Annotated in this window: 20 protein-coding genes; 4 read left to right on the forward strand and 16 right to left on the reverse strand. The window is 66.4% G+C overall.

Features of this window, described 5'->3' with window-relative positions; genetic code table 11:
• Nucleotides 1–108 precede the first annotated feature (108 nt).
• Together LPN03_RS13445 and LPN03_RS13450 are read left to right on the forward strand one after the other, a co-directional pair.
• The gene (locus tag LPN03_RS13445) at nucleotides 109–1,350 is read left to right on the forward strand and encodes an ATP-NAD kinase family protein (protein ID WP_262454603.1); all 1,242 of its coding nucleotides are present in this window, start codon (nucleotides 109–111) and stop codon (nucleotides 1,348–1,350) included.
• The gene (locus LPN03_RS13450) at nucleotides 1,351–2,109 is read left to right on the forward strand and encodes an SDR family NAD(P)-dependent oxidoreductase (protein WP_165182797.1); all 759 of its coding nucleotides are present in this window, start codon (nucleotides 1,351–1,353) and stop codon (nucleotides 2,107–2,109) included.
• A 128-nt stretch (nucleotides 2,110–2,237) separates the two neighbouring features.
• Here the strand turns inward: LPN03_RS13450 and LPN03_RS13455 are convergent, their stop codons facing one another.
• From LPN03_RS13455 to LPN03_RS13515, 13 genes are all read right to left on the reverse strand, one after another.
• Nucleotides 2,238–3,971, reverse strand: a complete 1,734-nt coding sequence (locus LPN03_RS13455) for an amylo-alpha-1,6-glucosidase (protein WP_165182798.1) — start codon at nucleotides 3,969–3,971, stop codon at nucleotides 2,238–2,240.
• Complete coding sequence (locus LPN03_RS13460) at nucleotides 3,971–4,870, reverse strand: carbohydrate ABC transporter permease (RefSeq protein ID WP_262454606.1); 900 nt, start codon at nucleotides 4,868–4,870, stop codon at nucleotides 3,971–3,973. Before LPN03_RS13460 ends, LPN03_RS13455 begins: the two co-directional genes overlap by 1 nt.
• A gap of 5 nt (nucleotides 4,871–4,875) precedes the next feature.
• Complete coding sequence (locus tag LPN03_RS13465; RefSeq protein ID WP_262454607.1) at nucleotides 4,876–5,814, reverse strand: carbohydrate ABC transporter permease; 939 nt, start codon at nucleotides 5,812–5,814, stop codon at nucleotides 4,876–4,878.
• A 4-nt stretch (nucleotides 5,815–5,818) separates the two neighbouring features.
• Entirely contained in the window at nucleotides 5,819–7,114 is a 1,296-nt protein-coding gene (locus LPN03_RS13470) for an ABC transporter substrate-binding protein (RefSeq protein ID WP_205678296.1), read from the reverse strand.
• A 41-nt stretch (nucleotides 7,115–7,155) separates the two neighbouring features.
• Nucleotides 7,156–8,718 (reverse strand): aminomethyl-transferring glycine dehydrogenase subunit GcvPB, encoded by a 1,563-nt coding sequence (gene gcvPB, locus LPN03_RS13475; protein ID WP_165182800.1) that lies wholly within the window; start codon nucleotides 8,716–8,718, stop codon nucleotides 7,156–7,158.
• A 2-nt stretch (nucleotides 8,719–8,720) separates the two neighbouring features.
• Nucleotides 8,721–10,091, reverse strand: a complete 1,371-nt coding sequence (gene gcvPA, locus LPN03_RS13480) for an aminomethyl-transferring glycine dehydrogenase subunit GcvPA (RefSeq protein ID WP_262454609.1) — start codon at nucleotides 10,089–10,091, stop codon at nucleotides 8,721–8,723.
• A 190-nt stretch (nucleotides 10,092–10,281) separates the two neighbouring features.
• Entirely contained in the window at nucleotides 10,282–12,348 is a 2,067-nt protein-coding gene (locus LPN03_RS13485; protein ID WP_165182802.1) for a beta-galactosidase, read from the reverse strand.
• Nucleotides 12,345–13,166, reverse strand: a complete 822-nt coding sequence (locus LPN03_RS13490) for a carbohydrate ABC transporter permease (protein ID WP_165182803.1) — start codon at nucleotides 13,164–13,166, stop codon at nucleotides 12,345–12,347. The genes LPN03_RS13485 and LPN03_RS13490 overlap by 4 nt, the downstream gene beginning before the upstream one ends.
• Nucleotides 13,163–14,092 carry a carbohydrate ABC transporter permease gene (locus LPN03_RS13495; RefSeq protein ID WP_165182804.1) on the reverse strand — a complete coding sequence of 310 codons (930 nt, stop codon included), beginning with the start codon at nucleotides 14,090–14,092 and terminating at the stop codon, nucleotides 13,163–13,165. The genes LPN03_RS13490 and LPN03_RS13495 overlap by 4 nt, the downstream gene beginning before the upstream one ends.
• The gene (locus tag LPN03_RS13500; RefSeq protein ID WP_262454610.1) at nucleotides 14,089–15,402 is read right to left on the reverse strand and encodes an ABC transporter substrate-binding protein; all 1,314 of its coding nucleotides are present in this window, start codon (nucleotides 15,400–15,402) and stop codon (nucleotides 14,089–14,091) included. The genes LPN03_RS13495 and LPN03_RS13500 overlap by 4 nt, the downstream gene beginning before the upstream one ends.
• Before the next feature lie 254 nt (nucleotides 15,403–15,656).
• A complete protein-coding gene (locus LPN03_RS13505) occupies nucleotides 15,657–16,109 on the reverse strand; it encodes a tautomerase family protein (protein ID WP_262454611.1) in 453 nt (150 codons plus the stop codon).
• Nucleotides 16,110–16,251: 142 nt separating this feature from the next.
• Nucleotides 16,252–16,749 carry a hypothetical protein gene (locus LPN03_RS13510; protein ID WP_262454612.1) on the reverse strand — a complete coding sequence of 166 codons (498 nt, stop codon included), beginning with the start codon at nucleotides 16,747–16,749 and terminating at the stop codon, nucleotides 16,252–16,254.
• A gap of 156 nt (nucleotides 16,750–16,905) precedes the next feature.
• A complete protein-coding gene (locus tag LPN03_RS13515; protein WP_262454613.1) occupies nucleotides 16,906–18,342 on the reverse strand; it encodes a sigma factor in 1,437 nt (478 codons plus the stop codon).
• 210 nt (nucleotides 18,343–18,552) lie between these two features.
• On the opposite strand from LPN03_RS13515, the gene LPN03_RS13520 reads away from it, so the two are divergent.
• Nucleotides 18,553–19,545, forward strand: coding sequence for an acyl-CoA thioesterase (locus LPN03_RS13520; RefSeq protein WP_165182809.1), 993 nt, complete (start codon nucleotides 18,553–18,555; stop codon nucleotides 19,543–19,545).
• Here LPN03_RS13520 and LPN03_RS13525 read toward each other — a convergent pair.
• Both LPN03_RS13525 and LPN03_RS13530 read right to left on the reverse strand, forming a co-directional pair.
• Nucleotides 19,538–19,987, reverse strand: coding sequence for a MarR family winged helix-turn-helix transcriptional regulator (locus LPN03_RS13525; RefSeq protein WP_165182810.1), 450 nt, complete (start codon nucleotides 19,985–19,987; stop codon nucleotides 19,538–19,540). The genes LPN03_RS13520 and LPN03_RS13525 overlap by 8 nt on opposite strands.
• 7 nt (nucleotides 19,988–19,994) lie before the next feature.
• Entirely contained in the window at nucleotides 19,995–20,423 is a 429-nt protein-coding gene (locus LPN03_RS13530) for a polyketide cyclase (RefSeq protein WP_165182811.1), read from the reverse strand.
• A gap of 282 nt (nucleotides 20,424–20,705) precedes the next feature.
• Between LPN03_RS13530 and LPN03_RS13535 the strand changes: the two genes are divergently transcribed.
• Nucleotides 20,706–22,589 (forward strand): protease pro-enzyme activation domain-containing protein, encoded by a 1,884-nt coding sequence (locus LPN03_RS13535; protein ID WP_262454614.1) that lies wholly within the window; start codon nucleotides 20,706–20,708, stop codon nucleotides 22,587–22,589.
• Between the two features lie 114 nt (nucleotides 22,590–22,703).
• Here LPN03_RS13535 and LPN03_RS13540 read toward each other — a convergent pair.
• Nucleotides 22,704–23,143 (reverse strand): VOC family protein (locus tag LPN03_RS13540; RefSeq protein WP_262454615.1); only part of this gene is annotated, 440 nt, incomplete at its 5' end.

Consider the following 23,143-nt stretch of genomic DNA (forward strand, 5'->3'; position numbering starts at 1 on the left):
TCCTCCTTGCACCGCAGTCTCGAGTCATGAAGCGAAGTGATCACGCGGTAGATCTACCACTCCACTCACAATTCAGTATACTGTATACAGAAGTGAAGGGGTACTTGTATGGACATTGTTAGTGTAGGGCTCATCGTCAATCCGATCGCCGGACTCGGCGGCCCGTCGGGGCAAAAAGGCAGCGACGCCGCAGACATCCGTGAAATTGCGCGCCGTTCCGGCTACTCATGCACGTCTCCCATCCGGGCGCGCCGCGCCGTTGCCCAGCTATCGGCACAGCTGGAACGCACGGGCCGCCGCCTCCGCCTGTTCACAGGGCCGGGGGCGCTGGGTGAGGACGCAGCCCGCGGACTGTGCACCACCACCGTGCTGGCCGGGGACGCAGCCGGAAGCCCAACCACCGACGTCCCAGCCAATTACGGCAGCACCCCCGACGGCGACACTCCCGCCAACGGCACCAGCAGTGCGGGTGACACCCGCCGGCTGGCACGCCTGATGGCAGAGGCCGGCGTGGACCTGATCCTCTTTGCCGGCGGTGACGGCACGGCCCGGGACGTGCTCGACGCCGTCGGCGGAAGCGTCCCCGTCCTGGGCATACCGGCCGGGGTCAAGATCTATTCGGCGGTATTCGCCCTCACGCCCACAGCCGCAGGATCGCTCGCTGCCGCCTGGCTTGCGGAAGGGTCCAGGGACGTGGCAGACCGCGACGTGGTGGACATCGACGAGGAGCTGCTGCGGGCCGGGCTCGCCTCCCCCGCGCTGTACGGAACGCTCAGCGTGCCCGTGGACCCCAGCCGGCTCCAGGCACGCAAGGCCGCAACGCCGGCGTCGGACGCAAACGCGGTCGCCGCCCTGGCCCGGGCCTTTGTCCGCGGCATGGACCCCCGCAGCACCTACATCCTGGGCCCGGGCGGAACCACCCAGGCCATCGGCGCCGAACTTGGCCTGGCAACCACCCGGCTAGGCGTCGACGTGGTTCGGCGGGACGGGCTGCTTGCCGCCGACGCCGACTCGCACACCTTGGAGGCCATGCTGGACGCCGGGTTTGACGGCTCTCCCGCGGTGGTGGTCCTCACCCCCCTGGGCGGCCAGGGCTTCGTGGTGGGTCGCGGCAACCAGCAGGTCACCGCACGCATGCTCTCCCGGCTACCCCTCCAGATTGTCGCCACGGACGGCAAGCTCGCCTCGCTGGCCGGTCGTCCGCTGTGGGTTGACTCCGGGAACGACGACGTCGATGCCCGGCTCAGCGGTTACGCGAAAGTTTTCACGGGTGCTGGCACCCACACGGTCTACCCGGTCCGCCGGGTGTTGGAAGAAACCTCAGGCAACACCACAACCAAGGAGTACTAAATGCGTTTGCAGGACAAGAATGCCATCATCACCGGCGGCGGCTCGGGAATCGGCCGCGCCACTGTCCTGGCCATGGCGGCCGAAGGCGCCAACGTGGCCGTCTTCGACATCAACGAGGCCGCTGCCAAGGCTGTCGCGCAAGAGGCAGCAGCCCTCGGCGTCAAGGCCATTGGTGTGGCCGTCAACGTTGCCGACAATGACCAGGTCCAGGCCGGCGTGGCCCAGGTGGTGGAGGCCTTTGGCGGCGTGAACGTGCTGTTCAACAACGCCGGCATCATCCGCCGCGCCAACGTCCTGGAAACTTCCGTCGAGGACTGGGACCGCGTCATGGGCGTGAACGTGCGCGGGCCGTTCCTGCTGTGCAAGCACGTGGTTCCCCTCATGCAGGCGGCCGGCGGAGGTTCGATCGTCAACACCGGCTCCGGCTGGGGCCTGAAGGGCGGCGGCGACGCCCTGTCCTACTGCACCTCCAAGGCTGCCGTCGTCAACATGACCCGCGCCCTCGCAATCGACCACGGCCCGGACAACATCCGCGTCAACTCGGTCAACCCGGGCGACACCAACACGCCCATGCTGCGCGAGGAGGCCCGCCAGCTCTCGCAGGAGGAGCAGAGCTTCCTGGCCGAGTCCAACGACCGCCCCCTCAAGCGCATGGGCACGCCGGAGGAAATCGCCGAGGCCGTGGTCTGGCTGGCCAGCGACGCCAGCTCCTACGTCACCGGCTCCGCCCTGGTGGTCGACGGCGGCGGCATCGCCTAAAGTCCGCACACAGGCAAAAGGGGCCCGCCCCGGAGTGATCCGGGGCGGACCCCTTTTTGGCGTAAGTGCCTCGGGTGAGTGCTGGGCGCAAGTGTTTGGCGCAAGTGCTTGGCGCACGTGCCAGGCTGTCAGCCGTCCCTGTCTGCCAGCCACACCGCCAGGTCCAGGAACAATGCCGCTGACCAGCCGAACCCGGTGGTGGCGCCGGCTGCGCGGGCGCCCGTCTGCGGATTCCAGTATTCGTGGATGCCGCCGCTCTCGCGGACCATGTCGACGGTCCGCGCGGCCAGAGCCACGGCTTCGGCTTCCAGTCCGCTGCGCAGCAGCCCCTGGACCACCAGCCAGTTCACGTTCAGCCAAACGGGTCCGCGCCACATCCTGTCGGCATTGAACTCAGGCTCGGCCTGGGCGACTGTGGGCAGTGGCCAGGGCGCCCCCAGCCCGGCCGGATCGGCCAGCGACTGCCGCAAGGACTCCAGCACGGGTTCGGGCAGCCTGCCTGTCAGCAGCGGCATCAACGCAAACGGCGTGAGCGTGGTCCGCGTGCCGGACGGTGTCAGCGCCACAAACTGGCGGCGCCCCGCATCGTAGCGACGGGCCACCAGCCGTTCGGCAGTGGCATCAGCCAGGGTACGCTGCGCGGCAGCTTCCGCAGCGTCGCCGCGTTCGTCCGCCAGCTCCGCCATGGCGTCCAGCGCCCTGACCAGGTAGCTGGGGAGGTCGGGCGCAAACACCGGGCCGCCGTCGTCAAAGAGCGGCGAGTCATCCAGCCCTGAGGAATAGACATGCTCGTAGCCGGGCAGGCCGTCCGGGGAGGGCCGGGCGAACCACCAGCGGTGCAGCCTGTCCAGCCCCTCCCGCAGTTCCGCCTGCACCGAGCCGCCGCCAACCTCATCGACGGCGCGGGCAGCCCAGGCGGCCAGCGGCGGCTTCGTGATGGGCATGTCCGCCTGGACCACCATGGGTGAATCCGGGCCGTGGATCCGGGCCAGGGTGGCCAGGTCCCCCGGCGGCATGTCGGCCACGCAGGCCAGCGTGCCGCCGTCGTGCACCACATCCGGCAGGCCGCCGTCGGGCGCCTGCTCGCCGAAAAACAGGCGGAGCTGGTCCGCGGCAAGCTGCGGGTCGCCGTGGCGCAGCCCGAAGCTGATGAAGTAGGAATCCCACTGCCACGCGGCAACGTAGCCCTGCTTGGACGGGATCACCGCCTCAATGTCCGGATGGGTGTCCAGGCGGACAATGTTGCTGGCCAGCAGCCACCAGGCGTAGCGGACCATTTCCAGGTCCGCGTCCCGGACGGCGGGAAGCCTGGCGAACCATTCCTGCCAGCGGGCGGACGCGGCCGCAAGGCACTGCCCATGGCTGCCACGCACGGGCGTGGTGCGGACTGGGCCGCCAATGCGGACGCTCACGCTGCCGCCTGCCGGCAGCACGATGCGGGGGGCGCCGAAGGTGTCGCTGCCCTCCGTGCTGCACCAGCGGATCGGCGCGCCGTCCACCTCGGAGGCCGGCGCGCCGTCGCGGCCGGTGCCAAACGCCTCAAGCGCCACGGTTACCGGGTCGCCGTCGGCTGCCGCTCCGATGCTCAGCGTGTCCGCGTCTGCGAAGGTCAGCGAGGCCGCCCCGTGGGCAAAGGTGATGCCTTCGGGCCCGACGGCGGTTACCTCCAGCAGCCTGCCGGTGGAGTCGTGCACGGCCAGCCGCCGCAGGTGGTTGCACCGGTCCGCGTGGCGCTCATAGACGGCACCGGCGACCCGGAGCCCGCCGTCGGGGCGGGCAAAAATGAGCAGCCGCGAGCCCCTGTCCGTCAGCGGCACGGAGTCCAGGTCGATGAAGGCGCCGGCTCCGGGCCAGGAACGCATCAGGAGCCGCCCATGCCGGACATGGCCATGGAGTTCAGGATCCGGCGGTTGCCGATCAGGAATGCGATCAGCATGGGCACGATGGAGATGGCCGACGCCGCCATGATTACGGAGTAGTTGATGCCCCCATATTGGCCGGTGAACTGGGAGAGCAGCAGCGGCACCGTGAACTGGTTTTCACTGTTGAGCACAATCAAGGGCAGGAAGAAGTTGTTCCAGGCACCCAGCGCCACCACGATGGACAGGGCGGCAAGGCCGGGCTTGATGTTCGGCATGACAATGCTGAACAGGATCCGCCAGCGGCCGGCGCCGTCCAGCCGGGCGGCCTCTTCCAGCTCCACGGGCAGCGAGCGGATGAACTGGCGGACCAGGAACACGGCGAAGGGGTTGCACAGCACGGCCGGGATGATGAGCGCCAGGTGTGTGTCCACCCAGCCCAGCTTGGAGAAGATCATGTACAGGGGCACAATCGTCACCTGCTGCGGGACCATTTGGGTGGCAAGAAACAGCACGAACAGGAATTTGCTGCCCTTGAACTCAATCCGCGCGAAGGCGTAGGCCGCCATGGAGGCCGTCACAATGGTGCCCGCCACCGTCAGCACGCAGATGTAGATGCTGTTCCAGTACGCCAGCCCGAACGGGGCCGCGTTCCAGGCATCGGCATAGTTGCTGAAGTTCCACGGGTTGGGCAACAGCCCCAGCGGGTTGCTGAGGATCTGCGGCAGCGACTTGAAGGACGTCAGCATCATCCACAGGAAGGGTGCCACCATCAGGAAGCCGCCCACCGCCAGGAGGAGGTGCAGCGCCAGGCCGGACAGCTTGATGCTGCCTTCCGTGCGGTTGCGGCGGCCCATGGCCGGGAGTGTGCGCTGCGGTGTTTTTTGCAGTGTGGTTGTCACGTGTTTCAGCTTTCGTAGTGCACGAACCGGCGCTGCAGGCCAAGCTGCACGGCGGTGACCACCAGGGTCAGGACGAGCAGGATGATGGACGCCGCGCTGGCCATTCCGAACTGGAAGTGGCGGAAGCCCTCGTCGTAGATCTGGTAGACGATGGTCCGGGCAGAATTGTCCGGACCGCCGTTCTTCGTGAGGACAAAGACCACGTCAAAGGTTTGGAAGGAACTGATCACGGCCACCACGGTGGAGAAGAAGACAACGGGCGACAGGAGCGGCAGCCGGATCGCCATCATGGTGCGAAAGGCCCCCGCCCCGTCCACGCGTGCCGCTTCAAGGACGTGTGGATTGATTCCCTGCAGGCCGGCCAGGAAAATGATCACGTTCAGGCCCAGGGATGACCAGATGGTCACGATGGAGACGGCCGCCAGCACAAAGTGCGGGTCCCCCAGCCAATCCGGCCCGGGAATGCCAAACACCTTCGAGAACGCCTGGTTCAGGGGCCCGTCGGCACGCAGGATCTGCTGCCACACCAGTGAGATGGCGATGGAGCTGGTCATGACCGGGGCAAAGTAGAGCAGCAGGTAGCCAGTGCGCCCGCGCAGCTTGTCCAGTGCGACGGCGATCAGCAGTGACAGCGCCAGCCCCACGGGGACGGTGATGAGCGCCAGCACCAGCGTGTTGATGATGGAGCGCAGGAACACGGGGTCGGCAAGTTCCGCCTGGAAGTTTGCGAACCCCACCCAGGTCAGCTGGGTCAGCCCGTCCCACTGGGCGAATGCCAGGACCAGCCCGACGGCGAACGGCAGCAGCACGAAGCCGCACATGCCTATCAGCTGGGGGCTGACGAAGACCAGGCCCCACCAGCGGTCGCGCTTGCGCCAGCTCGCCTCCCCGCGCTCCACCGGGGGCGCATCCGGCGTGCGGGTTTTGGCCAGGACAGCGGTCACCCGGTCAAACCGCCTTTTGCATCAGCTTGGACACGGCCGTGATGGTGTCGGCCGGGCTGGTCTTGCCCTGGTACATGCCGAGCATGGCCGTGCTGACGTCGGAGGAGAGCCCGGGCACCTTGGCCTCGACGGCAAAGTCCTCGAAGCCTGCACTGGTCATGTCCAGGAAGGACTTGGCGTGGGCCGGATAGTTGCCGTCCAGGACCACCGAATCGGCGCCTTTGACCGAAGGGACGGCATTGCCGCCGTCGGCCAGGCGAAGGGTCTGGCCCTTGGCGCTGAGGAAGTCCCCCACAAACGTCTTGGCCGCATCGGCAGCCTTAGTTTTGGCGTTGATGACCAGGTACGACGCTGCCACGCCGCTGCTGCCGGGCTTGCCGGAAACGGTGGGCCACGGCGCGATGTCGTAGTCGTCCTTGCTGCCCGATTGCTGGGCGGTGGCAATGCCGTAGCGCCCCTGGACGTAGAAGCCCGCCTTGTGGGATACAAACAGGCTGTCCGCCCCGGAACCGTCCGGCAGGGTGTCCGCCACGGTGAAGGACTTGCTGGTGAAGCCGTCGGCCAGCGACTTGATGGCGGCTACGCTCTTGGGGTCCTCCGGCAGGACGAACTTTCCGGCCGCGTCGAAGACCTGGCCGCCGTTGGCCGCCACCCAGCTCCAGTGCGTGGACCAGTAGTTCCAGAACATGGCCCCGTGCAGGCCCTTGGCCGCGAGCTTGGCGCACATGCCCAGGAAGGTCTCAATGGTCCAGATGCCGGCAGCAGCCAGGTCGGCGGGATTTTCGGTGATGCCGGCCGCGGCCAGGGCCTTTTTGTCGAACCAGAACACGTCCGGGTTGCAGTCGTTGGGCAGGGCAAAGAGGCCCTTGTCCGTCTTGCCGGCGCCAAACAGGGCCGGGTTGAAGTCAGCAAGCTTGACCTTGGCGTCCGCGCCGTCCACCACGGGGGTCAGGTCCATGAGCACGCCGGAGGAGACGAACTTGCCGATGTAGTCATCGCCCACGTAGAACACGTCCGGTGCGGTGCCGGAGGTAAGCTGGGTCAGCAGCTTGGAGTGGTAGTCCGAGTAGGACGGCACCATCTGCAGGGTGGCCGTGATGGTGGGGTGGTCCGTCTTGAACTGCGCGTTGAACTTCTTGAAGCGCTGTCCTTCCTCCGGGGTGCCCCAGGTGGACCAGGTGATTTTGGCTGAGGATCCTGCGGCGCCGCCGGACTGGCCGCAGGCTGTGGTGGCCAGCAGGGCGCCGACGCCCAAGGCCCCTGCGAAGAAATTCCGGCGGCTGAAGGTGTTGCTGTTCACGGGGGTACTCCTTGGTCGTTGGTGCATGGTGGGGTGGGACCTTAGTTGCTCAGGTGCTTCTTTTGGTATGCGCGCCACGTGATGGCCCAGCGGGCCGGATCATTCAGGTCGTCGTGGTGGATGTGGTGCACCGTTTGGTTGTGCGGGGCGGTGCGGACAATCTCCGGGTTGGTGCGGGCCTCCCCGGCAACATGGGCCAGGACCGCCACGTATTCGTCGATCTCCGACTTGGAGTAGGACTCCGTGGGTTCCAGCGTGAACGGCTGCGGCACCAGGTAGGGGTGGTGGCTGGTCCAGTAGTGCATGCCGAAGTCGGACATGCGGATGCCGATCTCCTCGCTGCTGACGCCGGTTTCCTCAAAGAGTTCCTGCCAGGAATACCTGACCTGTTCGATGCGCCGCTTGCCTTCCGCGTAGGGTGCGGAGGCTCCGGGGATCTCCAGGACCTTGGCCAGCAGGTAGTTGTTGTTGAGCACCGCGGTTTCGGCAACCTGGCGCAGGCCGTCGGCGCCGAGGGCCATGATCCAGGCGTAGGCGCGGACCACGTTGGGGGCGACACCGAAGAACGGGGCCACCGTCCCGACGGACTGCGGGTGGTTGTGGTTGACGGTGAAAGTCTCCCCCACCTTTTCGATGGTCGGACCGGGCAGGAAGGGGACCAGTTTCTCCGAGACGCAACTGGCGCCGGCTCCGGGCCCGCCGCTGGCGTGCGGGGTGCTGAACGTCTTGTGCAGGTTGAAGTGGCACAGGTCAAAGCCGGCGTCGGAGGCCCTGGTGATGCCCAGGATGCCGTTCGCGTTGGCCTGGTCGTAGGCAGCCAGCCCGCCCACCTCGTGGACAATGTCGACAAACTCGCGGATCTTGGCGTTGTAGATGCCGGTGTCTTCGGGGTTGGTGATCATGAGGGCCGCGGTGCGCGGGGAGACGGCGGCACGCAGGGCGTCGATGTCTGGGTAGCCGTTGGCGTCGGGCATCAGCGTGATGACCTTGTAGCCGGCAGCCTTGGCGCAGGCGGCGTTGGAGGGGTGGGAGAAGATGGTGGTGATGACCTCGTCACGCACCCCGCCGTCGCCGTTGGCCTCGTGGTAGGCGCGGATCATGGCGATGTTGGCCCAGATGGCGGCCGAACCGCCCTGGGTCTGCAGGCTGACCCGGGCCATGCCGGAGATCTCGGCCAGCAGCCGCTCCGTGCGCCAGAAGATTTCCAGCACGCCCTGGATGCTGGCCTCGTCCTGGTGCGGGTGGACGTCCATCAGCTTCGGCGTGCGGATGATGGTCTCGTTGACCTTGGGGCTGTACTTCATGGTGCAGGTGCCCTGGCCAATGTCGATGTTGAAGTCGGCGCCGAGATTTTCCTGGCTGATGCGCAGGTAGTGGCGGACCACGCGCATCTGGGCGAGTTCGGGCAGGGCCGGGGCGTCCGAACGCCGCAGCGGGGCCAGGCGGTCCTCGCGCAGGGCGAGTGCGTCCACGGCGGCCGGTTCGGGCTGCTGGACTAGGATGCCGCGTTCGCCGGGGGTGCTCAGTTCGAAAATGATCGGCTCGTCCCAGCGTGCCTGGTGAAAGCGGCGCAGGGCGGGCTTGGGTGCAACGGGAAGTGCCATGGTTAGTTCTCCTTCAAAACGGCCGTGAGGGTGGCGGCTAGTGTGTCAATGTCGGCGGCGGTGACCTGTTCCGTCACGCAGACCAGGAGGCGGTTGCCGGGCAGGACCACACCGGGCTCGATGCCCCGGGCACGCAGGGCCGCGACGGCGGCGGTGCTGGTCAGGGAGGCGTTGGAAAAGTCGACGGCGATTTCCCGCAGGTGGAGCGCGGAGTCGGACAGTTCAAGCCCGTCCACGGAGGCCAGCTGCTGCGCGGCGTAGGCCGTGCGGGCCAGCAGGGTCTCCCCCAATTCGGCCATGCCGGTGGGGCCCATGGAGGCCAGGTAGACCCCGGCTGCGATCCCCCACAGCGCGGCGGCGGTCCCCACCCACTCCTTCCCTTCCTCGCGCAGGGCGAAGGAGGTGCGGTCCCAGGCGACGTCGCCAAAGCCGTACTCTCCCGGTACGTCGGTGGATTCCAGGCCAAAGAGGCGGGATGGCATTTCCAGCACGAACGTGGGGTCGTCGTGGACGGCGATGAAGCCGCCGCGGCCGCCGCCAAACCACTGGTGGATGCCCAGGGACTGGATGTCGCCGCAGACAATGTCAGCACCCCAGTCCGCAGGGGGTGTCAGGGCACCGTAGGCGATGGGGTCGGTGCCCACCACGGCGAGTGCACCGGCGTCGTGCGCCAGTTGGGCCAGCCGGGCCCCCTGCTCCTCCAGCGCGCCGTGGAAGCTGGGGGTCTGGATCCAGACGGCGGCGGTGTCGGCGCCGATGGCCTGCTCCGCGGCGGCGAGATCGGCCGTGCCGTTGCTGGAGGGGATGATGGTCAGGTCCATGAAGGAACGCACGTAGTCGGTGACCTTGGAGACCAGGTCCGGGTTGGCGACGCTGACCAGGACGATTCCGCGGCGGCCGGTGATGCGCCCCGCCATGGCCAGCGCAGTGGCCGTGGCCTGCATGCCGTCATACGTGGGGACGTTGACCACGTCCATGTTCAGCAGCTCGCCCATCATGGACTGGTACTCGAAGAGTGCCTGGAAGCGGCCGTGGTCCTCATAGGGCTCCCCCGCGTAGGCAGTCAGGAATTCGCTGCGGCCAATCACCTCGTCCACCACGGACGGCACGTAGTGGTTGTACGTGCCCGCGCCCAGGAAGCTCAGGGCCTCGCGGGTGCTGGTGTTCTTGTTCAGCAGCCCGCTGACATGGCGTTCCAGTTCAGCCTCGGACAGCAGCGGTGCCGGCAGGTTCAGGCTGCCCTGCACGCGCAGGCTGGACGGAATGTCCGCGTAGAACTCCTCGATGTCGGCCGCGCCGACGGCGGCCAGCATCTCTTCCCGCACGGCCGGGACCGTGTTGGGGATGTAGGGGTGGGTTACGGGGTTGTTCATGGATTCACCTCAGGTGTTGTGGCGGCCGGGCCGCCTCATGGAGCGATACTTCGTTTTGCATTCTGTATACAGAATACATTATGCCCATTGTGTGATGTGGTCAACATTTTCCGCCGGAAATGTTTCAGCCCGCCCCGGCGAAGACTGCCGGGGCGGGCTGGGGTGCCCGATAACGGGCAAATGGTGGGGCCTAGACAGCCTGGAGGCGGTCACTTTCGGACACGACACGAACCGTGTCGGCGCGGTCATGCCGGACCACCAGGACTCCGCGGGCCGGGAGCGGCTGCAGTCCCCCGGCGCCAGGCGCCGGGCCGTCCCCGCCCACCAGGATGCTGGCCCGGGCCGGCACCGATACGTCCAGGGCCGCCGTCGAGCGGTTAAGCACGAAGGTAAACGATGTGTCACCGCTGCGGCGCACCACCACCTCAACATCAGGCCCGGCACCGTCGCGCAGGGGCACGCCCGCTTCGACGAAGATCCGGCGCACCAGTTCCCGCAGCCCGGCGTCGGCCAGGCAGGCGCTCACGTACCAGGCCGCACCGCGGCCATGGTCCCGGACAGTGACTGCCGGGCGGCCGTCCAGCTCGCCGCCGGAGTAGCTGGCCACGGTGCGCGCCCCCGGCGCGTCAAGCCATTCGCTGACCGTGTGCACGGCGTGCAGGGCACCGTCCAGGCGCAGCTGCCCGCTTTCGCCGTCGGGCAGCGGCCAGACCTCGTCCACTTCCACGCCCAGCAGCCCGCGCAGCGGGCCGGGCGCCCCGCCCGGGTGGACGTGGTCGTTTTCGTCAACAACGCCGGAAAACGCCCCGACGACGACGGTCCCGCCGGCGGCCGCATAATCGTCCAGCTGGGCGGCCAGGCCGGGCGTGGCGAGGTAGATATTGGGCACCAGCAGCACCCGGTAAGCGGACCAGTCCGCCCCGGCCCGGACCAGGTCCACGGTGGCGCCGAGGGTGAACGAGGCCCGGTGCCAGTCCCGTGCCTGGCCGATCCAGCTGAGCCGGTTGGTGGGCAGGGAATCCGGCGCGGCCAGGGCCCACATGTTGTCCCAGTCGCAGAGCATGGCAACGTGGGCCTCGACGCGGCTGCCCTTCAGGGCGCCGAGCTGCCGGAGTTCGGCACCGAGCAGGCTGCATTCCTGGAAGGTCCGGCTCGCCTCGCCGCGGTGGCCCAGGATGGCGGCGTGGAACTTCTCCGGACCGAATTTTGCCGCCCGCCACTGGAAGTACATGATGCCGTCGGCGCCGTGGGCCAGCGCCTGGTAGCTGTCGAGGCGCATCACGCCCGGCGCCTTGGGCACGTTGACGTCGCGCCAGCTGACGGCGCTGGCTGATTGTTCCAGGAGGAGCCAGGGCGCGCCGCCCTTGGCACCGCGCATGAGTGCGTAGTTCAAGGATGCGTCAATGTGGGCGCCGGGGTCCGCGGGATCGGGGTAGGCGTCGTCGGTGACAATGTCCTCGGCATCGGCAAAGGCAAAGTAGTCCAGCTCTCGCAGGATGGACATGAAGTTGGTGGTCACGGGCAGCTCCGGCGTCACCTCTCGGAGCACTTCCACCTCGGAGGTGAACAGTTCCAGCATGGCGGCCGAGGAGAACCGCTCGAAGTCCAGGTGCTGGGTGGAATTGATGGGGCCGGTGGACTCGCGTGGCGGTTCGATGGACTCGAAGTCAAGGTAGTGCTGTCCCCAGCAGCTGGTCCCCCAGGCCTCGTTGAGGGCGTCAATGCTCCGGTACTTGGTGCGCAGCCAGGTGCGGAAATGAACGGCGGAGGCGTCGCACCAGCAGCGGGGCACATGGTCGCCGTATTCATTGGACACGTGCCAGAGGCGCACGGCGGGGTGTTTTCCGTAGCGTTCGGCCATGGCGCGGGTGAGCCGGAGTGCGTAGCGGCGGAAGATGGGCGAACTGAAGCAATAGGCCTGCCGCGAGCCGAATTCCAGGTGTGTCCCGTCCGCCGTGACGGGCAGGATCTGCGGGTATTTGCGGATGAGCCAGGCCGGCGGCGTTGCCGTGGCGGTGGCCAGGTCGACGGCGATGCCGGCGCCGTGCAGCAGTTCAATGACGTCGTCCAGCCAGCCAAAGTCAAAGCAGCCTTCCACAGGCTCCAGCAGGGGCCAGGAAAAGACGGAGACGGTGATGAAATTGACCCCGGCCTGGCGCATCAGCCGAATGTCCTCCTCCCACACCTCCCGCGGCCACTGCTCCGGGTTGTAGTCTCCGCCGAAGGCGATTCCATCGAGTTCAAGCGTCCGGGTCATCCCTTGACCGCCCCTCCCATAAGTCCTGATACGAATTGTTTTTGAAAAATGATGAAGACCAGCAGCAGTGGCAGGGTGGCCAGGAGGGAGCCGAGCATGAGGCCTGAATAGTCCACCCGGGACAGCCCGATCATGGTGTTCAGGGCCACGGGCAGCGTGTACTTGTCCTCGGTGTTGAGCATCAGCAGCGGCCAGATGAAGGAGTTCCACTGGCTGATGAAGGTGTAGATCATCAGCGCGGCCAGCTGCGGGCGGGCCACCGGCATCACAATGCGGTAAAACGTCTTCAATTCCCCGGCGCCGTCAATGCGGGCCGACTCTATCAGGCTGTCGGGGAAGTCGAGGAATGCCTGGCGCATGAGGAAGATCCCGAAGGCGTTGGCCAGGAACGGCAGGATCAGCGCCTGGTAGCTGTTGACCCAGCCCAGGCTTGCCATCATCTGAAACAGGGGAACCAGCAGCACCTGCATGGGGATCATCATGGTCAGCAGCACCGCGCCAAGCACCAGGCCGCGGCCACGGAAGCGGAACTTGGCCAGCCCGTATCCGCACATGGCACTGACCACGCAGGAAAAAGCGGTATAGATGACGGCGACAACCAGGGAGTTGACCATCACCTGGGAAAAGTTGGTCTCTTGCTGGAGCCGGGCCAGGTTTTTCCACAGCTCCCCGCCCGGCAGAAGGGGCAGCGGCGTGGCGAACAGGGCCGCCGTCGTATGCGTTGAAGCGATGACCATCCACAGGAACGGGATGATGCTCAGCGCTGCCCCGACCAGCAGTACCAGGTACACCGGAAGCCGTTTGAGCGTCTGTGTCATTTCTTTTCCTTCATGATCGCGAACTGCACCACGGAAACCACCGCGATGATGGCCACCAGCAGCCAGGCGATGGCGGAGGCATAGCCAAAGTCAAACTGCTGAAAGCCCACCTTGTAGAGGTACAGCACGGGGGTCAGCGTGGCGTTGTTGGGCCCGCCGCCGGTCAGGATGAAGTTTTCATCAAACAGCTGGAGGGCGCCGATGGTGGAGGTGATGGAGCTGAAAAGGATGACAGGGCGCAGCTGCGGGATGACGATTTTGGTGAAAATGGCCCACCGGCCGGCGCCGTCAATGCGGGCGGCCTCGTAGAGCTCGGCGGGGATTCCCTGGAGTCCGGCCAGGATGATGACCATGTTGTAGCCGGTCCACCGCCACGTAATCGAGGCGATCAGGGCCACGCGGGACCACGCTTCGCTGTTGAGCCAGTCCACCGGTGACATTCCCACCATGGCGAGCAACTGGTTGACGGCGCCGCCGTCCGTGGCGAGCATGACCCGGAAAACCAGGGAATACGCCACCAGGGTGGTTACCGCGGGCAGGAAGTGCATGGCACGGAATCCGGTGCGGAAACGCAGCCATGACTGGTTGAGCAGGTAGGCCAGTCCCAGCGCCGTACAGACCATGAGAGGGACCTGGATGACCAGGATGAGGCCAACGTTGAACAGGCTCTTGGCCACCAGCGGATCGTGGAACAGGCGCAGGTACTGTGCACCGCCCACCCACGTGGACTCACCGCCCGTGGTCGAGAAGAAGCTCTGCCACAGGGAAGACAGCAGGGGGTAGAGGAAGAAGATGGCGAAGAGCGCGACCGCCGGCAGGACAAACCAATAGCCGGGCCGGCTGCGGCCGGCGGTGGAGCGTGCCCCCGCCCGGCCGCCCGCGTTTGCGGACGGCCGGCGGGAGGGCCGCAGGAGTGTGCTGGTCATGGTTGCTGGGCGATCTTTCGCCCGGTGGCGGTGGCGATCTGCTCCGCCGCGGACTTCAATGCCGCGGCCGGGTCCTGATGGTTGAGCACGGCAGCCACGACGGCGCTGGAGACCGTGTCCCCCGCCTTGGCATTGTCACTGGTGTAGGTGATTGACGGGATCTTGGGTGTTTGGGCCGCGAAGAGCTCATAGACCTTTTCACCGCCGAAGTACGCCTGGGGTGCGTGGAACAGGGGCGCATCCAGGGCCGGAAGATAGGACGGGAACAGGCCCTCGTCCTTCATCATGGACACCTGGTTGTCCTTGTTGGCCAGCATGAACTTCACGAAGGAGCCGGCCAGCTGCGGGTTCTTGGCCTGGGTGGGGATGGCGAGGGTGGAGCCGCCGTCGTTGGAGGTCTGCGTGCCTCCGGCCGTGAAGGCAGGCAGCGGCACCACCGTGATCTTGTTGGCGAGCTCCGGCATTTCGCCTGTGAGCGTGCCGATCCACCACACGGCCTCGGGCATGACTGCGGACTTGCCGTTCTTGGTGGCCGTCACGCGCCCGTCCCAGTCCTTGACGTTGTCCAACAGGCCCTTGTCGTTCATGGTCTTGATCAGCGCCAGTGCCTTGACGGCGGCAGCTGAGGTCAGGTTGATGGCGCCGTCGGGGGTGAAGATGCCCTGGCCCTGCTGCTGGAGCAGCATCTGAAACAGGCTGCCGGTCGAGAGGTCGGTGGAGATGAGGGCGTGGCCGGTGGCTGCCTTGACCTCCTCCCCCGCGGTGATCAAGTCATCCCAGGTGGCGAGCTTGCTGGGGTCAACACCTGCGGCCTTGAAGTAGTCGGTGCGCACGTAGAGCGCCACCGTGCCTGAATCCCAGGGCATGGAGAGGAGCTTGCCGTCGGCACTGGACGACGCCGAAATCTTGGAGGGGTCGAACTGGGCCTCATCCGCGCCGATGAGCGGCTTGAGGTCCGTGAACGCCTTGGGAAACTGGTGGATGTACGCCGGCATGTGGTCCGTTTCGACCGTAATGACGTCCGGCAGCCCGCTATTGGCCTGCAGTCCCACTGACATTTTGTCGTAAGCGTTGTCATAGCCGATGTCCACGACGTTGATGGTGGTGCCGGGATGTTCCTTCGTGTACTCCTTGGACAGCCGCTTGAGGGCCGTGGCGGCCACATCCCAGCTCCACACGGTAATTTGTCCGGACACGGCGGCGTCGCTGCTGAGCTTGGTCCCGGCGGCGGACGGCACACCGCCGGTGGCGCAGCCGGAGAGCAGGGCCAGGGCAAGCAGCGGCGCGGCAAGCTTCATTGCTTTGGGCATGAGGGTTCCTTGTGAGAGTCAAAATTCTGTATACAGTACACACTGTAAAGGGTTGGCGTTGTGATTGGCAACACTCCGCCCTAAAATAAACAAACCTTGACATTAGTGAACATGACTTCCGCGGCGCAGGGGTAGCGGCGGGGCGCATGCGCTATCGCCCCGCAGGTTCACGGCCGGACTGTGGGCATGGCGAAGCTGCGCCCTGATGAAACGGCAGAATCATGGACAGATGCGCGTGGCGGCCATCCGGGAGGTCAGTCCCCCTGGGACTCCGCCTTCTTGGCCTGGAGTTCGCCAATCTGCCGGCGCGCGGCAGCAACAAGTTCGTCATTGGTGTTGGCGTGTCCGCCAAGGCCCCAACCGCCCGGAACGGCCTCGGTCAGCAGCACCCAGGTGCGTCCGGCCAGCGTTGGGTCTCCGGCTGCCTTCGCCACCAGCTCGGTAAATTGCGAAACGACGGCGAGTTGCTTGTCCCGATCCAGCGCGCCGGCGTTCGTCAGCACCTGGACGCGGACGTAGTTGCTGTCCCCGTCGACATTTGAGAGATCACCCTCGGGCAATTCGTGCACAAACCCGGCAGTATTTTGCCGGAACATCGGTATGTCCGGGACGCCCTCGATAATTTTGAGCGTCTCGGCAAGGTCCTTGGCCAGTTGGTGTTTGTCCGCAAAGGTGCCCGCTGTTGCATACACGTCGATCATTGGCATTGTCGTATTCCCAACCACTCGTTTGGACCTTGCTGGTGGTGGCAATGATGCGCGCGGAGGCGGTGCTCCGTCAAGGAAATACTCGCGGTGCATGGCCGGGGCGCGGACAATCAACGGGGCGCCGCTGGTCCAGGCCCGCCCGTCAGCTGTGTGGCTGAAGCCGTGGCCCCGCAAGGCCGTGGTCCGCCGCGGAAAGGATCCATTCAACCGTAAGCGGCCGTCCCGTGGGGAGCGGGCAGGCAAGGCGAAACCTGTGGACGGCCCACACCACGTTGTCCGGGGTGAAATACCCCTCGCTGGCCGGCAGCCGTTCATAACTGATGCCCTCGCTGTTCGAGGCGATCTCCACGGAGTCCCAGAGGTTTCCAGCCGCCAAGCCTTCGGTGTCCAGTGTCAGTGCCACGGGGATGTCCATCCGCAGCACTTCAGGCGCCTCGCCTTCGCAGGCCGTGCTGACGGTAAACGTGGTTGAAAGTATGCGAATGGAACCGGCTGACGGGACGTCGTCCAAGCAACCCCGCAGCGGAGCGGTCCACTCGCGGGGGATGACAGTTAGTTCCCTTTCATCGTGCCGTCCGGCAGCTGCGCAGCCGGTGCTGCCCGATGTCCCCTTGCCAGCCCCGTTCTCAACCCTGAGCACACATTCCCCTTCACGTTTCCGCCAACCCCGTCCACCACAAGAGAGTGCCCTGCCGGGAACTCATGACGGACTAATTGCAAGAAGTCCCGGCCCCGGCGGCACGGCTGGTGTGCTGGAGGCCGGATTGCGCCACGCCCGTGTGCCCCGCGGCACCAGCTAGGGCACCTCGGCTGAAACAGTGGGCGCTTTCAGCCCGAGTGCACCGCTGATGGAGACATTGAGCTCAAGGGCCGTCTCCAGCAGGCCCTGCGACACAATGCTTCCGGTCACCAGAATGCGCACCGGCGCAGTCTGGACTGCCTGCCCCTTGCCTGGCAACAGCGGCGGCTTGACGGGCACGACGGCGGTGGGCGCCGCCGTCGTTCTTGGTCCGTGGGAGTCCTCCCCCTGCGCTTCACCGTCCTGGGTCTCCCCCTTTTCCGTCTCCCGGGCTGCGACCGGCCGCGCGGCCGGCTTCGCGGCTTTGGCCGTCGGCTTCGTTGCCGGGCCCGGGGAGGCGGGCTGCTGGTTGACCACCAGGATGCTGCCGGGCCGGTCCGCTGCCAGGTGGCCCGGCACCGCCGGGGGCCCGTCCGGCGGCGTGTCCCCGGCCGGTGGCGGGGCGGGAAGGGAGATTGCAGGCAGGGATTCGGCGATCGCCGGGCCCTGGTCCGGTACAAACAGCCCGCCACCGGACAGGCCCGCGGTCAGGGCGCCGGCCGTGGCAAGCCCGGCCGCCGAGTAGGTCAGCAGGGCGCGCATGCCCATGCCGGCACCGTGCTGGCCGGCGCCCAGCAGATTGCCCACATCCAGGGCCACGCCCTTCGCCATTTCCCTGCCGGAGTAGGCCAGTCCCGCCAGTGCCGGAAAAATGATGCCGCGCATGCCAGCGCCTACGTCCTTGACGTGGAGCAGGATTGCGCCGCATTCCGTGCAGCTTTCCAGGTGCCGCTCCAGCCTGTCCACCCGCCGGGGCGCCAGGGATCCCCGGGCGTAGGCCCCGAGATGCTTGGCATACGCTTCGCAACCGGCTTCCACCGCACCGACATGGTGTTGCAGGTATGCCAGGCGCAGGCCTTCCCTGGCGCGGACGGCCAGGGCCGAAACAGCGTTGGGGGCCAGGCCCAGCAATGGAGCAATGTCAGCAGGTGCCATCCCGTCAACTTCCTGGTACCACAGCACGGCCTGCCAGCGCTCGGGGAGGTCCCTGAAGGAGCGCGCCACCACCTCGTCTTCAAAGGCGGAGACCAAGGGATCCGGCCCTTCGTCAACCTCCATGACCGATTCCATGTCCTCGGTGACCATCCGCTTGCCGTCGATGGCCCGCAGGGCGCTGGCCAGCCGCCGCAAGGTGGTCAGGAGGTAGGCCCGGAAGAAGACTTTGGGCCCGTTGCCGCCCTGGATGGCCGCGAGCACCTTGGCAAACGACTCTGCCACCAGATCGGAAACGTCGCTGAAATTGCCGGCATGCCTGCGGGCGGTGGCCTCCGCGCTGTCACGGTGCCGTTCATACAGCAGCCCGTAGGCTTCCGTGGAACCGTTGCGGACTTGTCGAATCAAGTCCTCGTCGCTGGGCGCGTCGACGTTGTCATTTCCGTTTTCCAGTGATCCCACGGCTACTCCCCATAGTCGCGATTGATCAAAATGCACATATCCTTGGATATTACCCCAGCCCCCGCACGGCAGCTGTGAGGCGGATTCCCCGTTTCGTGACGCACGAATTGATGGAAATTTCTGCGGCAGCAACACGTGCATTGTGACGCCCCGAATTGGCCATGAGGACGCCCATGCCCCATATTGGTGCGTCTTCAATAAACTTTTCCCATGACTGAAACTGCAGCCAATTCCGTAACCCTCCGGTTCCTCGCGGCCCCCACCGATGTGGGCCACAGCGGATCCGTCGACGCCGGCACCGTCCTCGAATGGGTCGACAAGGCCGCCTACGCCGCGGCGGTGGGGTGGGCCAAGTCCTATTGTGTGACGGCCTATGTGGGCAACATCCACTTTGCCGACCCGGTCAACAGCGGGGACATGGTGGAGGTGGAGGCTACCATTGTCTACACGGGGCGGTCCTCCATGCACATCCACACAGTGGTGTCCTCGGGCGATCCCAAGGGCGGCACCCCCACCATGCGCAGCCAGTGCCTGGTGATCTTCGTAGCCGTCGGAGCCGATGGCAGGCCAACTCCCGTTCAGCAGTTTGCCCCGGCCTCTCCGGAGGAAATTGGGCAGCGCGATGACGCGCTGGCCCGAATCAAGGTCCGCGAGGAGATCGTGGCCGCCATGAAGGCCCAGGCGTACACGGATGAAGGTACCGCCGAGCGCGTGGTGCTGCGCTTCATGGCCGCCCCCACCGACGTCAACTGGGGCGGGAAGGTCCACGGCGGGATCGTCATGAAGTGGATCGATGAAGCCGCGTACGTGTGCGCCACCCGGTATTGCGGGACGGACGCCGTGGCCGTGTTCTCCGGCGGCGTGCGCTTCTACAGGCCGCTGCTGATTGGCCACGTGGTGGAAGTTGAGGCCCGGCTGGTTTACACGGGGACCAAGGGCATGCACATCGCCGTCCATGTCCGTTCGGGAGACCCCAAGGGCCGCGACATGAACCTGACCACCTACTGCCTGACCGTCATGGTGGCCCGGGACCATTCCGGAAACTCCGTCCCCGTCCCGCCGTGGCTGCCCGTCTCGGACGAGGACAGGCGCCTGCACGCCCACGCCCGCGAACTGCTCGAGATTCGCGGCCGGGCCCCGGGAAACAGGCTCCCCAACCACCTGCTGCCTGTTGGCGGCATGAGGGCGGGACTGCCTAGCTGAGCAAATTAAGGGCGTCAGTGAAGGCGCCGAGCTCGGGCAGCCGTCCGAAGAACGATGCATCCGCGGCTTCCACGTCCCCGGTGGCCGCCCTGGCCGCCAGGATTCCACGGGGCGTGGGGCGCAGGATGCGGGCGCGGCCGTCTCCCGGGTGCCGCGCCCGTTCCACCATGCCCTTGGCTTCGAGGGCGCGGAGCACCTGGGATGTCATCATCACGTCAGTGGCCGTGTGTTCGGCGAGCGCCGCCTGCGTCATTTGCCGGTCCGGTTCAACCGAGTGGAGCCAGACAAGGCTTGCCAACAACACATACTGCACATGGGTGAGCCCGTGTGGTGCCAGCGCGGCCCGCATCACGGCCTGCCATCGGTTCGTGACGTGCCAGAGGGCCAGGCCCGGGCTCTGCGCCGAGGATGAATAGCGGCTGCCAAGTGAAGCGTCAGGCACGGAGCCGTCAGGCACGGACGCCGCGTTCGGCAGCTGCCAGCAGCTCCCCCATGGCCACGGGGAAGTCGCCGCTGATTTGGGGACCAAGCTCCGGGCCCAGCTCATCGGCCTGCTCCCCCGTGATTTCCAGTTCATGCGTGACGGTGGTCCCACCCGCGGCCACCGCCTCCAGGCGGTGGCGGAACGTCAGGGTGAGGCCTCCAAAGACTGTCTGGTCGGCGTAAACCTGACCGGGTTCCAGCTCCGTGATGACCGATTCCATCGGGTCCTGGCCCTGTGGGGTAACGGTCAGCCGGGTACCGGCCGCGAACGGGCCGTGGAGCTCAAACAGGTCCGAGTCCGGGCCCAGGCTGGTCCCAGAATGCAGTGCCGCAAGCGCGTTCCAGACCGCTCCCGATTCTGCCGCCGTCGTACCCTGGTGTTGTGTTGTCCACATGGCGAGTCTCCTTCGATAAATAGTAAGTGCGCTTATCATATCCAGGAGCCGCTCACAGCGCAAGGGGTTTTCGCGGACCCGCCGGGTCCAAGCAACAGCAGCCGCGCCCCTCAATCCGCCTGGCGGCGATTCTTGCATTAGGCAACCTTTTCCATGGCAAAAACCATTGCCGCATCGGCCCGCTGGTCTTAGCCTTGACCCAGCGGGCTTCCGACAGCCGTCACACAGCCCCTTAAAAAGTCTGGAGATCCTGGAATGCGCAAACACTTCCTTGGAGTGTCAATGGCGGTCGTTGTGACCGTCATCGCCGCGGTCACCGGAGCGGGCGTCGCCGACGCCGCCCCCACACCCAAACCAATTCCGAACTCGTCGCCGGGGTGGCTGACGCACGGGAAGAACCTCGGCGCCGCCTCCCCGAACGGGCAGGTCAGCGCACGCGTGTACCTTGCCCCGAACGGCGGGCTCACCGCCTTGCAGTCCGCCGCCGAGGCAGCCTCAAGCTCCCACCACTTCCTCACACCCGCGCAGTACCACGCACAGTTTGACGCCACGGGGGCAACTGTCAGTGCCGTCAGCAGCTGGCTGAGCGGCGCAGGCCTGAAGGTCAAGGTGGACGCCAACCACCGCTACGTTGACGTCACAGGCAATGTGCGCGCGGCGGACAAGGCATTCGGGGTGACCATCGCCAACTTCAGCCATGACGGGCTGAACGTGCAGGCGCCGACAGGCAGCGCCAGCGCACCGGCTTCCGTCGCTTCGGCCGTCATTGCCATACAGGGGCTCGACACCACGGTGTCCGTCGTCGAACCCCGGACGCAAAAGCCCTCGCCTCCCAGCGCCGGCTTCCGCAATGCGCCCGTCTGCTCCCACTGGTACGGGGACCAAACCCCGGCCACGCTGCCCACACCGGACGGCACCGTCCTTCCGCAGTTGAACGGCGCCTCACTGCCCTTTGCCCCCTGCGGATACACCGGGCCGCAACTGCGCAACGCCTACGAGGCAGGGGCGGCAGCGGGGCTTGACGGCCGCGGCGTAACGGTGGCGATCACCGACGCCTACGCCTCCGCCACCATTGAGGCGGACGCCAACAAGTACGCCGTCCAGACTGGTGACCAGCCGTTTGCCGCCGGTCAGTTCAGCCAGAGCCTGCCGAAGGCCTTCACCCAGGTGAACAGCAACAACTCGCCAAGGCAGTGTGATGCATCGGGCTGGTACGGCGAGGAAACGCTTGACGTTGAAGCAGTGCACGCCATGGCACCCGCGGCCAACATCCGCTACTACGCCGGCGCCAGCTGCCAGGACTCCGACCTCCTTGACACCTTCACCCGCATCAACGACGAAGGCATCGCGACCATCGTGACGAATTCGTGGGGCGGGGTGGGCGACGTCGTCAAGCCGGCATTGTTCCAGGCCTACGAAACCGCCTTCCTCCAGGGCGCTGTCCAGGGCATCAGCTACGCGTTCTCCACGGGCGACTCCGGCGACGAGGCCGCCAACGTTGGCTCGCCCCAGACCGACTACCCGGCCTCCGACCCGTTTGTAACGGGCGTCGGCGGCACCTCCACCGCCATCACCCCGGCCGGCGTGACCGGGGAAACCGGCTGGCAAACCACCAAGTACACGCTCGCCAACGGGGCATGGGCTCCCACCGTGCCGTTCCAGTACGGCGGAGGCGGCGGGTTCTCCTCCAACATCCCCGAACCGGCCTACCAGGTTGCGGCGGGCATCCACAGCCCCAATGGCGGCCGTGCGCTGCCGGACGTGTCCATGGACGCCGACCCAACCACCGGCATGCTGGTGGGGCAGACGCAAACCTTCCCGGGCTCCGCGTCCTACGACACCTACCGGATCGGCGGAACCAGCCTCGCCTCGCCACTGTTTGCCGGCATGACGGCCCTGAAAATCCAGGCCAGCGGCCACGGGCTGGGACTGCTCAACCCGGCGATCTACGCCGACCCGTCGGGTTTCCACGACGTGACGGGTGCCGGGATTGATGCGGGCAACATCCGCGTCGACTTCGTCAACGGGCTGGACTCCAGCAACGGCTACGTCTACTCGGTTCGCTCCTTCAACACCACGAACACCACGCTGAAGGTCGGCACCGGCTGGGACAGCGAGACCGGCTGGGGCAGCGCCCGGGCGGGCTGGCTCACCCCGGCACCGTAACGACAGGCTGGCATCACAAAACTAAAAGGGAGGGGCCGGTTCACGCCGGCACCTCCCTTTTGCCTTGCGGCATCCGGTTTCAGGCACGACGGCGGCCCGGCGGGCTGGGCGGGGTCAGGGCCGGCGGGTCCACCAAAACTCCAGCTGGATGTTGTCCGGGTCGCGGAACACCAAGGCAGCGCCATTGGCCGTGTCCTGGGGGGCGGAGTGCACCACATTCAGGGACGTCAGCTGTGCTTCCCAGGCGTCGAGGTCAGCCCGCTCGCCCACGCTGAAACCGATGTGGTCCAAACCGACATTGCGGTCGTCAAAGGTGGTGACAGGCACGGAGGCGTGCTGGTTGAGGCCGATGACCAGCCCTGTGGCCTGGTGCAGCAGCACGATCATGATGCGGTTCTCCAGGTCTGCACGGCGCACCCGGCGCAGCCCCAGCACCTCGCAGTACCACTGCGCGCTGGACTCGGCATCGTTGACGGACAGGTCTATGTGTGACGGTGCCCCAAAGTTGGGCATGGATTCCTCCTCTTTCCCTTTAGAGCATTGCCCCGGGGTCC

Source organism: Arthrobacter sp. A2-55 (assembly GCF_025548615.1).
GTDB classification, from domain to species: Bacteria; Actinomycetota; Actinomycetes; order Actinomycetales; family Micrococcaceae; genus Specibacter; species Specibacter silviterrae.

Coding starts and splice junctions, on each gene's coding strand:
- LPN03_RS13495 (WP_165182804.1), bottom strand. CDS start 14,092: ATGACCAGCACACTCCTGCGGCCCTCCCGCCGGCCGTCCGCAAACGCG.
- LPN03_RS13490 (WP_165182803.1), bottom strand. CDS start 13,166: ATGACACAGACGCTCAAACGGCTTCCGGTGTACCTGGTACTGCTGGTC.
- LPN03_RS13530 (WP_165182811.1), bottom strand. CDS start 20,423: ATGTGGACAACACAACACCAGGGTACGACGGCGGCAGAATCGGGAGCG.
- LPN03_RS13500 (WP_262454610.1), bottom strand. CDS start 15,402: ATGCCCAAAGCAATGAAGCTTGCCGCGCCGCTGCTTGCCCTGGCCCTG.
- LPN03_RS13450 (WP_165182797.1), top strand. CDS start 1,351: ATGCGTTTGCAGGACAAGAATGCCATCATCACCGGCGGCGGCTCGGGA.
- gcvPB (WP_165182800.1), bottom strand. CDS start 8,718: ATGGCACTTCCCGTTGCACCCAAGCCCGCCCTGCGCCGCTTTCACCAG.
- LPN03_RS13455 (WP_165182798.1), bottom strand. CDS start 3,971: ATGCGTTCCTGGCCCGGAGCCGGCGCCTTCATCGACCTGGACTCCGTG.
- gcvPA (WP_262454609.1), bottom strand. CDS start 10,091: ATGAACAACCCCGTAACCCACCCCTACATCCCCAACACGGTCCCGGCC.
- LPN03_RS13505 (WP_262454611.1), bottom strand. CDS start 16,109: ATGCCAATGATCGACGTGTATGCAACAGCGGGCACCTTTGCGGACAAA.
- LPN03_RS13520 (WP_165182809.1), top strand. CDS start 18,553: ATGACTGAAACTGCAGCCAATTCCGTAACCCTCCGGTTCCTCGCGGCC.
- LPN03_RS13535 (WP_262454614.1), top strand. CDS start 20,706: ATGGCGGTCGTTGTGACCGTCATCGCCGCGGTCACCGGAGCGGGCGTC.
- LPN03_RS13445 (WP_262454603.1), top strand. CDS start 109: ATGGACATTGTTAGTGTAGGGCTCATCGTCAATCCGATCGCCGGACTC.
- LPN03_RS13485 (WP_165182802.1), bottom strand. CDS start 12,348: ATGACCCGGACGCTTGAACTCGATGGAATCGCCTTCGGCGGAGACTAC.